The organism is Streptomyces sp. LUP47B, assembly GCF_001746295.1.
GTDB lineage: Bacteria > Actinomycetota > Actinomycetes > Streptomycetales > Streptomycetaceae > Streptomyces.
This window is the reverse complement of the sequence record NZ_MJAH01000021.1, coordinates 12,828-25,962: the sequence shown is the minus strand read 5'-3', so window position 1 is coordinate 25,962 and position 13,135 is coordinate 12,828. Positions and strand designations below refer to the sequence as shown.

Below are 13,135 nucleotides of genomic sequence, written 5' to 3'. Positions count from 1 at the left end.
ATGGCCCGTTACATCCGGCACGCCGCCTGTTTCTGTGCCCTGCTGCTGGTGGCGCTCCTCGTCAACGCCGCCCGCGTCCAGGTCGTCCAGGCCCGCACCCACGGCGAGAACCCGGCCAACCGCCGCGAGACCATCGCCCGTTACGGCCGGGAGCGCGGCGACATCCTGGTCGGCGGGCGGCCGGTCACCGGATCCAGGGACACCGGGGAGCAGCTGCGCTACGAACGGACGTACACCGACGGGCCGTTGTACGCGCCGGTGACCGGCTTCGCCTCGCAGGAGTACGGCACGTCCTTCCTGGAGCACACCGAGGACTCGGTCCTCTCCGGCTCGGACCCGCTGCTGACGCCGTTCCCGCTGTGGAACGACTTCACGCGCAGCCGCAACCCGGGCGGGAACGTCGTCACCACGCTCAACAGGGCCGCGCAGAAGGCGGCCTTCCACGGGCTCGGCGGGCGCAAGGGCGCGGTGGCGGCGGTGGAGCCGTCGACGGGCCGTATCCTCGCGCTGGCGTCCTCCCCTTCGTACGACCCCGCGGCGCTGTCCGGGAACGACCCGCGGGTGGGCCGGGCCTGGGCCCGGCTCAACGAGGACGTGGACAAGCCGATGCTCAACCGGGCGGTACGCCAGACCTATCCGCCGGGTTCCACGTTCAAGGTGGTCACCGCGGCGGCCGCGCTGGACGCGGGTGTCATCGAGGACGTGGACGCGCCGACCGACTCGCCGGAGCCGTACACCCTGCCCGGTACCACCACCTCCCTCACCAACGAGTCCGAGGGCTGCGAGGACCTGTCCCTGCGGGAGGCCTTCCGGTGGTCGTGCAACACGGTGTTCGCGAAGCTCGGGGTGAAGGTGGGGGTGCGTCATATGACGGCCACCGCGCGCGCCTTCGGCTTCAACGACAACTCGCTGCGGATCCCCTTCTCGGTGGCCCGCAGCACCTTCGACCCGACCGTCGACAAGGCTCAGCTGGCCCTGTCGTCGATCGGCCAGTACAACACCCGCGCGACCCCGCTCCAGATGGCGATGGTCTCGGCGGCGGTCGCCAACGGCGGGCAGATCCGCACGCCCTATCTGGTGGAGCGGATGACGACGGACGACGGGGACACGGTGGCGACGGCGGGCTCGCGCCCGGTACGGCAGGCGATGTACCCGGCGACGGCCGCACGGCTGAAGGAGCTCATGGCCCAGGTGGTCACGGAGGGCACCGGCACCAACGCCGCCATCCCCGGCGCGGTCGTCGGCGGCAAGACCGGCACCGCCCAGCACGGCATCGGCAACTCCGGGACGCCGTACGCCTGGTTCGTGTCGTGGGCCCAGGGCAAGCAGGACATGGAGCCGAAGGTCGCGGTGGCCGTGGTGGTGGAGGACGCGTCGGCCGTCCGGGGGGACATCACGGGGGGCGGGATGGCGGCGCCGATCGCGCGGGCGGTGATGGAAGCGGTGCTCAACTCCAAGTAGTGAGACGGGGGTTGAGTCCTCCGGAACAACCGACCTAACGTTCGGTCCATGACTGGAGCCAACGCGTACCAACTCGCCCAGGTGAACATCGGCCGCCTCAAAGCCCCGCTCGACTCCCCGCAGTTGAAGGCCTTCGTCGACAACCTCGATCCCGTGAACGCCGACGCCGACAACGCCGACGGGTTCGTCTGGCGGCTGGAGGACGAGACCGGCGACGCGACGGACATCGCCGTCTTCGGCGACGAATGGCTGATCATCAACATGTCGGTGTGGCGGGACACCAACGCGCTGACGGCGTACATGTACCAGGGCCGGCACCGCGAGATGCTCGCCCGCCGCAGGGAGTTCTTCGAGCGCGTCCAGGAGGCCATGGTGGCCCTGTGGTGGGTCCCGGCCGGCCATCGCCCCACGGTCGCCGAGGCGGAGTCCCGCCTGCTGCACCTGCGTACGAACGGGCCCACCCCGTACGCGTTCACCCTGCGGACGCCGTTCCCGGCACAGGGGGCGGAGCCGGTCACGGCTCTGGAGATCCCGGACGATCTGGGCTGCTCGGTCTAGAGCGGCTTGCGCATCTCCGAGCGGATCCGGGCCGCCGTCGCCGCCGCCTTGTCCAGGTCGACCTCGACCGGGTCCAGGGTCATCGTGGCCGCCGTCAGCTCGGTCATCGCCGCGCCCGTGTTGCCGTCGCCCCAGGCGCAGATCGGAACCGTGATCTCCGTGCCGCCCTGGTCCGTCGTGAGGACCTCGCAGGTGACGGTGGTGTCGGCGCCGTCGGGGTGGAAGTCCTGCGGCGATACGGCGATCTGGGAACCCTCGCCCGCCGCCGCGCCGTTCAGCAGGCTCTCCCGCGCCCGGTCGGGGTTTTTGAACCGCCCGTACATGCCCGAGACCACGAGCGTGCCCTTGGTCGCGTCACCGCCCAGGCTGTACTGCCCGATGGCGGCCTTCGTGTCCTTGTAGCCGGAGGCGCCCTCCGCCTGGTCCTCGATCCTCCGAGTCGGAGAGGTCCTGGGCGAGTTCGTAGCGGCCGCCCAGCAGCGTTTTGGGCACGTCGAGGGAGTACTCGGCGTCCGGATAGCCGGCACCGCTCGACTCCTCCACCCCGCGCATGACCGAACCCGCCACCCCCAGGGCGACGAGTCCGCCCACGATGGCGAGGATCACCACGAGGGGGCGCCTTTTCGGGGGCGGAGCGACAGGCGGCACGCCCCAGCCGTACGGCTGCTGCTGAGGGTACGGAGTTCCGTACGGCTGCTGCTGGGGCGGCACGGGCGGTGCGCCGTACGGTTGTTGCTGACCGTACGGGCCCGGAGCGTAAGGGCCCTGCGGAGGCTGCGGAAACTGCTGGTGGTAAGGGTTCTGCGGCCCGTACGGACCCTGAGGCGTGGACACCTCAGTACGTTACTCCATGTGAGCGGCCCCCTCCTCGATCGCTTCACCCACCTCCGCGACCCGCTCCCGCTCCTCCGCCGCGAAGCGCTCCGCGTCCAGCTTCTCCGCGATCTCCTCGTCCTGGGCCATGAGGAGATCGAGGTTGGAGTCGCCCATCTCGAACACACCCATGTCGACGTAGGCCTGCTGGAGACGCTTGCCCCACAGGCCGATGTCCTTGACGCAGGGGACGATCCGGGAGAAGAGCAACTGGCGGAAGAGGGCGAGGAATTCGGACCGTTCGGCGTACTCCTCGGCCTCGGCCTTCGGGATGCCGAAGTTCTCCAGGACCTCTACTCCGCGCAGGCGGTCACGCATCAGGTAGCAGCCCTCGATGACGAACTCCTCGCGTTCGCGGAGTTCGGCGTCGGAGAGCTGCCTGTAGTAGTCGCGCAGCGCCATACGGCCGAAGGCCACGTGCCGGGCCTCGTCCTGCATGACGTAGGCGAGGATCTGCTTGGGGAGGGGCTTGTCGGTGGTGTCGCGGATCATGCCGAAGGCGGCCAGCGCGAGACCCTCGATGAGGACCTGCATACCGAGGTAGGGCATGTCCCAGCGCGAGTCGCTCAGCGTGTCGCCCAGCAGGGACTGGAGGTTGTCGTTGATCGGGTACAGCATCCCGATCTTCTCGTGCAGGAAGCGGCCGTAGATCTCCGCGTGCCGGGCCTCGTCCATCACCTGGGTCGCCGAGTAGAGCTTGGCGTCGAGGTCGGGGACGGACTCCACGATCCGCGCGGCGCACACCATCGCGCCCTGCTCGCCGTGCAGGAACTGGCTGAACTGCCAGGAGGCGAGGTGCCGGCGGAGCTCTCCCTTGTCCTGGTCGGTGAACTTGGCCCAGTACTTGGTGCCGTAGACGGAGATGGACTCGTCGGGGGTGCCGAGCGGGTCGTACGGGTCGACCTCGATGCTCCAGTCGATGCGCTTCTGCCCGTCCCACTGCTTGTCCTTGCCCTTCTGGTAGAGGGCCAGCAGGCGCTCGCGGCCGTCGTCGTACTCCCAGCTGAAACGGGCCTTGCCCGTCGCCGGTACCTGCCAGTGGGGGTCCCCGGGGTCCGTGGTGTACAGGTCGAAAGTCGGCATGTTCCGCAGGCTGCCCCTTCGTAGACGCCGGGTCAACAAGTCGTGCGCAAGGGATTGACGAGCTTGCTGACAAGCAGTCTCATAAGAGCCATGACGAGTCTGACAGAAGTCGACGCGCTCGAAGGGCTGCGTGACGCGCTCGGTCTGCTCAAGGACCGGGAGCAGGTCGCCGAGCGGCTGCTCGACTCCTCAAGGAAGCACTCCTTCGACCCGGACGAGGAACTGGACTGGGACGCGCCCTTCGAGGAGGGCAAGTGGTTCTGGCCGCCGGAGCTGGTCTCGCTGTACGACACCCCGATGTGGCGGCGGATGAGCGAGGAACAGCGGATCCTGCTCTCGCAGCACGAGGCCGCGGCGCTGGCCTCGCTGGGGATCTGGTTCGAGATCATCCTCATGCAGCTGCTGTGCCGTCACATCTACGACAAGGCGGCGACGAGTGCGCATGTGCGGTACGCGCTCACCGAGATCGAGGACGAGTGCCGGCACTCCAAGATGTTCGCGCGGCTGATCTCCCGGGGCGGGACGCCCTGGTATCCGGTGAGCCGGGGCCATCAGCAGCTGGGCCGGCTGTTCAAGACGATCTCCACGACACCCGGATCCTTCACGGCGACGCTGCTGGGCGAGGAGATCCTCGACTGGATGCAGCGGCTGACGTTCCCGGACGAGCGGGTGCAGCCGCTGATCAGGGGCGTGACGCGGATCCACGTGGTGGAGGAGGCACGCCATGTGCGGTACGCCCGCGAGGAACTGCGACGGCAGATGGTCTCCGCCCCGCGGTGGTCGCAGGAGTTCACCCGGGTGACGTCCGGGGAGTTCGCGCGGGTGTTCTCCGTGGCGTTCGTGAATCCGGAGGTGTACACGAACGTGGGCCTCGACCAGCGGGAGGCGCTGGCGCAGGTGAAGGCGAGCGGGCATCGTCGTGAGGTCATGCAGACGGGGGCTCGGCGGTTGACCGACTTCCTGGACGACATCGGGGTGCTGCGGGGTGTCGGGCGACGGCTGTGGAGGTCGTCGGGGCTACTGGCTTGACGGTCGGGTGCGGGCCCGGTGGGGGCTGGTCGCGCAGTTCCCCGCGCCCCTAACAGGTGGGTATTGCGAGGCACGTCTGACTGCACCCACTCAGGGGCGCGGGGCTGTGACATCAGCGGCTCCGCCGCGGGGCGCGACCAGCCACGACGTATCCGCAGGCGGCCGACTACCCTTCGAGGCATGACCCCATCCGCTCCCGCTTACCGTCGGCTGAGTGTCGAGGAGCGTCGGAGCCAGCTTCTCGAAGCCGCCCTCACCCTCTTCGCGCACCGGGTTCCCGAGGACGTCTCCCTCGACGACGTGGCGGAAGCCGCCGGAGTCTCCCGTCCTCTCGTCTACCGGTACTTCCCGGGCGGCAAGCAGCAGCTCTACGAGGCCGCCCTCCGCTCCGCCGCCGACGAGCTGGAGCAGTGCTTCGACGAACCCCGGGCGGGGCCCCCGCTCATCCGCCTCGCCCGCGCCCTCGACCGCTACCTGGCCTTCGTCGACGAGCACGACGCCGGTTTCAGCGCGCTCCTCCAGGGCGGCAGCGTGGTCGAGACGTCCCGGACCACCGCCATCGTCGACGGCGTACGACGGGCCGCCGCCGAGCACATCCTCAGCCACCTCGGCGTCACCGAACCCGGCCTGCTGCTGCGCATGACGGTACGGATGTGGATCACCGCGGTGGAGGCGGCCTCGCTGATCTGGCTCGACGAGGGCAAGCAGCCCCCGGTCGAGGAGCTGCGCGACTGGCTGGTCGAGCAGTTCGTCGCCGTGCTCTCCGTGACCGCGAACCGCGACCCGCAGACCGCCGCACTGGTCACGGCCCTCGCGGCGGATGGCTGACACTGGTGCGGTGAAGAGCGAAGACACCCCCTTCGAGGGCGGCCCCCTGGACGGCCGGGTGCTGCCCGTGCTGCTGGGACCCACGGGCCGGCCGCCGAAGACGTACCGCGTCCCCGTCCCCGACGCGGCCGGCGGCCCGCCCACCGTGCTGGTCTACCGCCTGGTGCCCAGGGGCCACTCCAGGATGGGGATCCAGAAGGGGTGGAAGTACGAGTACGACCCCGAAGGCAAGGTGGACAGGCCGAAGTGGCCCTGGTCCAAGCCCGACAGGCCGGACGACGGGCCGGACGACGGGCCGAACGACAAGCCGGCTGACACCGAAGGGTGACGACGTTGCGCCGAACCGCCCACCCGGCGCGCGAGGACACCGAGGCCGCCTGATGCTCACCGTGCGGAACAGAGGGGCTGCTCCGCACAGGAGGTGATGACGTGTCAGGAAGGGTTCTGCGCCTGGTGTGTACGGCGGCGGTGGCGGTCGGGACCGTCCTCGCGCCGCTGCCCGCGGCGGCCGTCCCGGAGCCGGAGCCGCGCGAGCGTTCCGTCGCCGATCTGGTGACGGATCTTCAGGGGCTGTACCGGGAGGCCGAGGAGGCCACCGAGGCCTACAACGCCACCGAGGAGAAGCTGAAGGAGAAGCGCGCGGAGGTCACCCGCCTCGACACGCAGCTCTCCAAGGCCCGCCTCTCCCTGCACGACGGCCGGGGCGCCGCGGGACGGCTGGCCCGGCAGCAGTACCAGAACAGCACCGACATCTCGCCGTACGTCCGCCTCCTGCTCGCCCGCGATCCCCAGCACGCTCTCGACCAGGGCCATGTCATCGGCCAGTTGGCACGTGAGCGGGCCGTGACGGTGGGCCGCCTGACCGGCACCGAGCACCGGGCCGGCGAACTCGCCCGCAGGGCGCGCAAGGCGCTCGACGACCAGCTCACGCTCGCGGCCCGGCAGAAGCGGGAGCGGGACGGCGTACGGGCGAAGCTCACCGACGTGGAGGAACTCCTCGCCTCCCTCACCGCCGAACAGCTCACCCGGCTGGCCGAGTTCGAGGAGAAGGGGGTCGAGAAGGCGCAGGAGGAGCTGACGACCTCCGGCGCCCTCGCGCAGGAGGACCACAAGCCCACCCCGAAGGGCGAGACGGCCCTGCGGTACGCCCGGCGGCAGCTGGGGAAGCCGTACGAATGGGGCGCGGAGGGCCCGAGGACGTACGACTGCTCGGGCCTGACGTCGGAGGCCTGGGCCCATGCCGGCACCCCGATCCCGAGGACCAGCCAGGAGCAGTGGGCGCGGCTGCCGAGGATCCCGCTGAAGAACCTGCGCCCCGGTGACCTGGTGATCTACTTCCCCAAGGCGACCCACGTGGCGATGTACGTGGGGAGGGGAAAGGTCATCGAGGCCCCGAGGACCGGCGAGCGCATCAAGATCTCCCCGATCGCGGCCCACCCGCTCCTCGGAGCCGTACGTCCGGACAGACGCGCCCCGAAGGGGCACGGGGAACGACACGACCGGCCGCAGACGGCCCGCACCCGCAAAGGTGACGATCAGCCGCCCGCCACGGAAGCCAGGTAGGCGCCCGCCTTCTCCGGCTCGTAGAAGAAGTTCTCGAAGTCGGCCGGGTCGTCGAAGCCGTTGGCGAACCGGTCCGCCACCGGCGGCAGCTGCCCGGCCGCGCCGATCAGATTCAGGATGTGCTCCGGCGGCGGCGCGAGCATCGCGTTCGTCCACTTGGTGACGTGCTGGGCGGTGGCCCAGTACCGCTCGAACGTCGCCCGCATCCACTCCTCGTCGAACTCCTTCTCCCCCTGGTCGAGAATCGACGCGAGATAGGAAGCCGCGCACTTGGCCGCGGAGTTGGAGCCCTGCCCGGTGATCGGGTCGTTGCCGACGACGACGTCGGCCACGCCCAGAACCAGTCCCCCACCGGGCAGGCGGCCTATCGGATTGCGCACGGTGGGCGCGTAGCGGCCGGCCAGCGTGCCACCGGCATCCGTGAGTTCGACGTTCGTGGCGCGCGCGTACTCCCAGGGCAGGAACTTCTCCATGAGTTCCAGGGTCAGGGAGAGATGTTCCGCCGGGTCCTTCACGCCGTTGAAGACGTCGAGCGGGCCGCCGGGTATGCCCTCCCAGAAGAGGATGTCGGCGCGCCCGGAGGTCGTGAGCGTCGGCATGACGAAGAGCTCGCCGACGCCGGGGACGAGGTTGCAGCGGACGGCCTCGGTCTCCGGGTGCTCGGGGCGCGGGCCCAGGCCGTGCACGTAGGAGACGGCGAGCGCGCGCTGCGGCTCGGTGTACGGGGAGCGCTCCGGGTCCCTCGCGAACATGGAGACCAGCTCGCCCTTGCCGGCCGAGACCAGCACGAGGTCGTACGTACGGGAGAAGTAGTCGAGGTCGCCGACCGCCGCGCCGTGGATGACGAGCTGGCCGCCGCGCTGCGCGAAGGTCTCCATCCAGCCGGCCATCTTGACCCGCTGGTCGACCGACTGCGCGTACCCGTCGAGCCTGCCCAGCCAGTCGATCGCGCGCTGCGAGGGCCCCGGGTCGAACGAGCCGGGAGCCGCCACCGAGACGCCGAGCCCTGCGATCTTCGGGGCCTGGGACTCCCAGAAGTTCAGCTGGAGATCGCGCTCGTGCTGGAGTGCCGTGTGGAACATGCACTGCGTCGACATGACCCGGCCGGAGCGGATCTCGTCCGCCGTCCGGTTGGACATCAGGGTGACCTCGTAGCCGTGCGACTGGAGGCCGAGGGCGAGCTGGAGTCCGGACTGACCGGCTCCGACGACGAGTATCTTGCGCATGCGGGGGCTGTTCTCCTACTCGGGGGTGACGTCCAGTGCGTGGCCGACCAGGGACAGGAGCGTCTCGATCACCGAGATCTTCCGTCGCGCGTCCATGATCATGACAGGTATGTGGGCGGGGATCGTCAACGCCTCTCGCACGTCCTCCGGTTCGAAGCGAGCACTGCCGTCGAAGTGGTTGACCGCGACGATGTACGGCAGTCCGCAGCTCTCGAAGTAGTCGAGGGCGGGGAAGGAGTCCTTGAGGCGGCGGGTGTCCGCCAGGACGACGGCGCCTATCGCGCCCCGCACCAGGTCGTCCCACATGAACCAGAAGCGCTCCTGGCCCGGCGTGCCGAAGAGGTACAGGACCAGGTCGTCGTCGAGCGTGATGCGGCCGTAGTCCATGGCCACGGTGGTGGTGACCTTCTCCGGGGTGCCGGTGAGGTCGTCGACCTGCTCGCTGGCCTCGGTCATCAGCGCCTCCGTCTGGAGGGGCTCGATCTCCGAGACGGTGCCGACGAGGGTGGTCTTGCCGACGCCGAAGCCGCCGGCCACGACTATCTTCGTGGCGATGGGGGCCCGGGTGCGGTCCGTCTGCCAGGACCTGAGGTTGTCGTCGGTCTCGACATCGACGAACGGGGTGACGCCGAACGCCTGGGAGGCGGCGGCGTCAGAGACGACGGAGTCCACTCAGCACCCTTTCCAGCAGAGCGCGGTCGGGACGGCCCGTACCGTGACCGGTCCCGGTGCCGTACACACGGATCTTTCCCTGGTCCGCGAGGTCGCTGAGGAGCACCCGGACCACGCCGAGCGGCATCTTCAGCAGCGCGGCGATCTCGGCCACCGTGCGCATCCGGCGGCACAGTTCGACGATGGCCCGCAGCTCCGGCATGACCGACCTCAGCGAGCCGTTGGTGAGCTCCTTGCGCTCCTCGGCGGCTTCGAGGGCCGCCGTGCTCGCCACGAAGGTCTCCACGAGGAGGACATGGCCGAAGCGGGTACGGCCGCCGGTGAGCGAGTACGGCCGTACCCGGGCGGCCTTGCGGTCACCGCCGCGGACCGGGAGCCCGGGCCTGTTCGTCATCGGACGCTCCCTGTCTCGTCGTTCTCCAGCGACTGGCGCAGCTCGCTGCGGAGTTCGGGGGTCAGGACGTGTCCCGCGCGGCCGACGAACAGCGCCATGTGGTACGCCACCACGCTCATGTCGCAGTCGGCGGAGCCGTGCACACCGAGCAGCGAACCGTCGCTGATCGACATCACGAACAGGCTGCCGTCGTCCATCGCGATCATGGTGTGCTTGGTCGCCCCGAAGTCCATGAGCTTCGCGGCGCCCAGGGTGAGGCTGCCGATGCCGGAGACGACGGTCGCGAGGTCGGCGGACGAGCCGCGCGGGCCGGAGGGTTTCGCCTCGCGGGCCTCGCGGGCCTCGGCGTTCCGCTCGGCGTCGGAGGAGAGCAGGAGCAGTCCGTCGGAGGAGACCACGGCGACGGACTGGACGCCGGGGACCTCCTCGACGAGGTTGGTCAGCAGGAAGTGGAGATTGCGTGCTTCACGACTCAGTCCGAAGGTACTGGGCGCGGTCAACTGCTTGCCTCCTCGGCTGTGCCCCCCGTGGCTTCTTCGGATGCGGTGCTGTGCGTCGCCGGCAGTCTGCTCTCGCCGGTCTGTTCCTTGATCTCCGCTTCCACGTCCCGGTATCCGGCCTCTGCCCCCCGGCGGAAGCCGCCCAGCCTGCGGCGGAGGGCGTCGGCGTCCACGGAGCTGTTCCGTTGACGGGGCGCCGGGACGGTGGGTGCGGTGATCTTGGGGGTGCGCTTGGGGAGGCCCTTGTCGGTGACGGGCTCCTCGTCGGCGCGGGCGTGTTCAGTCGCGGCTTCGGTCTCGGCGGCCGTGGGTCCGGGTGCCGACGGCTCCTCCGGTACGGGGTCCGGCTCCCCCTGTGCCGGGATCGGGGCCAGGACCATCGTCGTCTCGGCGGGGGACTCCGCCTCCGCGTGGCGTACGGCCTTCTCGGCCAGGTCCACGAGGGGGTCACCGCTCTGCGTACGGCCGCTCAGGACGTTGGAGTTGACCTCCGCGTCGGCGCCGGGGAGGGAGTGGGGCGCGCCGGTGACCGGGCCGGTGCCGGAGGCCGGCACGGCGGACGTGGGCGCGGCGGTGAGTAGGGACTTCGGGAGGACCACCACCGCGGCCACCCCGCCCTGCTTCTGCTCGCGCAGCTGCACCCGGACACCGTGCCGGTGGGCGAGCCGGGCCACGACGTACAGGCCCAGGCCGAGTCCCTCGTCACCCTCGTCGTACGACTCGTACGCGGCCTCGGGATCGAACTCGGCGAGGCGGGAGTTGAGGGTGGTCATCCGCTCGGCGGTCATGCCGATGCCCTCGTCCTGCACGGAGAGCATGACCTCGCCGCTCTCCAGGAGCCAGCCGGAGACCTCGACGGGCAGGTCTGGCGGGGAGAACGCGGTGGCGTTCTCCATGAGTTCGGCCAGCAGGTGCGAGAGGTCGTCCGCGGCGAAACCCGCCACGTGGGCGTGCGGCGGCAGGGCGGCGATGCGGACGCGCTCGTAGCGCTCGATCTCGCTGACCGCGGCGCGGACGACGTCGACGAGCGGGACGGGCCCGGCGCTCTGCTGCACGTGTTCCGTGCCGGCCAGGACGAGGAGGTTCTCGCTGTGGCGGCGCATGACCGTGGCGAAGTGGTCGAGCTTGAAGAGGGTCGCCAGGCGGTCCGGGTCCTGCTCGCGCTCCTCCAGGCTCTCGATGACGGCGAGTTGCCGCTCCACGAGGCCGAGGGTGCGCAGCGCGAGGCTGACGAAGGTGGCGCCGATGGTGGTGCGCAGCCGCTCCAACTGGGCTGCGGACTCTGCGAGTTCACCCTTGAGCTGCTCGCGCGCGTCCGCCATCTTCTGCCGCTGGCCGACCAGGTGCTTGCGGTCGGACTCCAGGGTGTTGATCCGCTCGGCGAGCGCGACGGTGTGCGCGTGCAGGGCGTTGACGGAGCGGACGACCTGAGCGAACTCGTCGTTGCGGCCGGTGAAGGAGACCGCTTCCTCGGCGGTCGGGTCCTCGGCCCCGGCGAGCCGGGCGGAACCGCGGCGCAGCACGGACAGGGGGCGGGTGAGGGTGCGGGCCATGGCGGTGGCGATGCCGACGGCCAGCAGCATCAGGGCGCCGAGGATCGCGACACGCAGCTCCAGCGTGGTGACGTCGTCGTCACGCAGCTGGGCGAGCTCCTTGACCCGGCGGTCGAAGAGCGCGGACTCGGCGCCGCGCATGAGGTCGACGCGGGCGGAGAGGGCCGCGTCGAGCTTGCTGGTGCTGGTGCCGAGTTCGCCGCCGGAGAGGGTGGGCTGGTCGGTCAGGGCGGCGAGGTACTTGTCGGCGGAGTTGACCTCGGGGCCGGTGACCGTGGAGTCGTAGCGCGCCTTGGCGGTGGCGGGCGCGGAGTCCTGGAAGTCGGCGAGGGCCGCGTCGGAACGCAGCCGGGCCTGCTGGGCGGCGGCGCTGAGCGCGTCGCGCTGAGCGGCGTCGGCCTTCGAGGAGACCTTCTTGGTGGTCGTCAGACCGGTGATCGGGTCGTAGTCGCTCTCGGTCGACGTCGGCACGCTGACCGCCGCGAGCAGCAGTCCACGGGTGGCGGCGGCCTGCTGCACGGCGGAGTCCAGCTCGGCGAGGGCGTAGGCGCCGGAGCCCGCGCGGGACGGCATCCTCTCGGCCAGTTCCTCGGCGAGCCGGTGCAGCTCGGTGATGGCGGCGGAGTAGGCGTTGTGCGCCTCGATGGCGGTGCTCTTGCCGGTGAGCGCGGAGCGTCGTACGGCGGCGATGTCGTCGAGGTCGCCGCGCAGGCCCGTGGACAGGTCGGTGTGGGCGCGCAGTTCCTCGACCTGGCGGTCGACGCGGGCGCTCGACTGCTCGCCGGGCGCCTTCGCCCCGGGCCGTCCGGCCGCGATGTAGGAGGTGACCTCGTCGCGTTCGTCGGCGAGCGAGTGGGCGAGGTCGAGGGCGTCCTGGGTCTGCTCGGCGAACGTCACCAGGTCCTGGGAGTCGTGGAGCTCCCCGGAGGCGGTGACGAGCGAGGGGACGCCGGCTCCGGCGACGGCGGCGGCCACGACGGCGACGGCGAGGATCAGCCGGGTGCGGACGTGGGTGGGGCGGCCCTTGCCGACGGGGGTCTCGGGGGCGCCGGGCGTGGCGGGTGTGCGCTCCCCGCCGTTGCCGGAGGCCGTCTGCTTGCCTGTGCGACGAGGCCGCGTCTTCTGCACCGCTGCTCGCATTCCTGAACTCGTGATACCCATGGGCCCGGGGTGACGCTCCGTCAACTGCTGTGCACACCGGGGTACGGTTCCCGACCCTCCCAGCGCCGGTGGGCGGTGGCCGCACATCGCCTGAGCCGCCACCCGAAGGAGTGAACCCCGGAGGGGAGTTGGCGGGCAAGTTCCTGCGGCACGCGCACGGACCTTGTACGGCAGGCCGGTTGGACGTCGGCGAAGACCGATGGCAATATTCGCCGCTACGCCTGCCCGGAGTGA

General features: G+C 70.5%; 13 protein-coding genes. 6 read left to right on the top strand and 7 right to left on the bottom strand.

Annotated elements, in window-relative coordinates; genetic code table 11:
• Together BFN33_RS42140 and BFN33_RS42135 are read left to right on the top strand one after the other, a co-directional pair.
• Entirely contained in the window at positions 1-1,461 is a 1,461-nt protein-coding gene (locus BFN33_RS42140; RefSeq protein WP_069765516.1) for a penicillin-binding transpeptidase domain-containing protein, read from the top strand.
• A gap of 48 nt (positions 1,462-1,509) precedes the next feature.
• The gene (locus BFN33_RS42135) at positions 1,510-2,019 is read left to right on the top strand and encodes a DUF3291 domain-containing protein (RefSeq protein ID WP_069765515.1); all 510 of its coding nucleotides are present in this window, start codon (positions 1,510-1,512) and stop codon (positions 2,017-2,019) included.
• Here the strand turns inward: BFN33_RS42135 and BFN33_RS54905 are convergent.
• Together BFN33_RS54905 and BFN33_RS42125 are read right to left on the bottom strand one after the other, a co-directional pair.
• Positions 2,016-2,546, bottom strand: a complete 531-nt coding sequence (locus tag BFN33_RS54905) for a hypothetical protein (protein ID WP_256123024.1) — start codon at positions 2,544-2,546, stop codon at positions 2,016-2,018. The two genes, BFN33_RS42135 and BFN33_RS54905, sit on opposite strands and share 4 nt — an antisense overlap.
• A 316-nt stretch (positions 2,547-2,862) precedes the next feature.
• Entirely contained in the window at positions 2,863-3,975 is a 1,113-nt protein-coding gene (locus BFN33_RS42125; RefSeq protein ID WP_069765514.1) for a ferritin-like domain-containing protein, read from the bottom strand.
• 90 nt (positions 3,976-4,065) lie between these two features.
• Between BFN33_RS42125 and BFN33_RS42120 the strand changes: the two genes are divergently transcribed.
• The 4 genes from BFN33_RS42120 to BFN33_RS42105 all read left to right on the top strand — a co-directional run bounded on the left by BFN33_RS42120 (position 4,066) and on the right by BFN33_RS42105 (position 7,395).
• Positions 4,066-5,004 carry a diiron oxygenase gene (locus BFN33_RS42120; protein WP_057612148.1) on the top strand — a complete coding sequence of 313 codons (939 nt, stop codon included), beginning with the start codon at positions 4,066-4,068 and terminating at the stop codon, positions 5,002-5,004.
• A gap of 180 nt (positions 5,005-5,184) precedes the next feature.
• Positions 5,185-5,832, top strand: coding sequence for a TetR/AcrR family transcriptional regulator (locus BFN33_RS42115; RefSeq protein WP_069765513.1), 648 nt, complete (start codon positions 5,185-5,187; stop codon positions 5,830-5,832).
• 10 nt (positions 5,833-5,842) lie between these two features.
• The gene (locus BFN33_RS42110; protein WP_069765512.1) at positions 5,843-6,160 is read left to right on the top strand and encodes a hypothetical protein; all 318 of its coding nucleotides are present in this window, start codon (positions 5,843-5,845) and stop codon (positions 6,158-6,160) included.
• A 101-nt stretch (positions 6,161-6,261) separates the two neighbouring features.
• Complete coding sequence (locus BFN33_RS42105; RefSeq protein WP_079141312.1) at positions 6,262-7,395, top strand: NlpC/P60 family protein; 1,134 nt, start codon at positions 6,262-6,264, stop codon at positions 7,393-7,395.
• Here BFN33_RS42105 and BFN33_RS42100 read toward each other — a convergent pair.
• From BFN33_RS42100 to BFN33_RS42080, 5 genes are read right to left on the bottom strand one after another with little or no spacing between them, the layout of a single operon-like run.
• Complete coding sequence (locus tag BFN33_RS42100; RefSeq protein WP_069765511.1) at positions 7,368-8,621, bottom strand: styrene monooxygenase/indole monooxygenase family protein; 1,254 nt, start codon at positions 8,619-8,621, stop codon at positions 7,368-7,370. The genes BFN33_RS42105 and BFN33_RS42100 overlap by 28 nt on opposite strands.
• 15 nt (positions 8,622-8,636) lie before the next feature.
• Positions 8,637-9,293, bottom strand: coding sequence for an ATP/GTP-binding protein (locus BFN33_RS42095; protein ID WP_069765510.1), 657 nt, complete (start codon positions 9,291-9,293; stop codon positions 8,637-8,639).
• Complete coding sequence (locus BFN33_RS42090; RefSeq protein WP_069765509.1) at positions 9,274-9,687, bottom strand: DUF742 domain-containing protein; 414 nt, start codon at positions 9,685-9,687, stop codon at positions 9,274-9,276. Before BFN33_RS42090 ends, BFN33_RS42095 begins: the two co-directional genes overlap by 20 nt.
• Positions 9,684-10,187: a roadblock/LC7 domain-containing protein gene (locus BFN33_RS42085; protein ID WP_069765508.1), complete on the bottom strand. Its 504-nt coding sequence runs from the start codon at positions 10,185-10,187 to the stop codon at positions 9,684-9,686. Before BFN33_RS42085 ends, BFN33_RS42090 begins: the two co-directional genes overlap by 4 nt.
• Positions 10,184-12,868, bottom strand: a complete 2,685-nt coding sequence (locus BFN33_RS42080) for a nitrate- and nitrite sensing domain-containing protein (RefSeq protein ID WP_069765507.1) — start codon at positions 12,866-12,868, stop codon at positions 10,184-10,186. The genes BFN33_RS42085 and BFN33_RS42080 overlap by 4 nt, the downstream gene beginning before the upstream one ends.
• Positions 12,869-13,135: the final 267 nt, after the last annotated feature.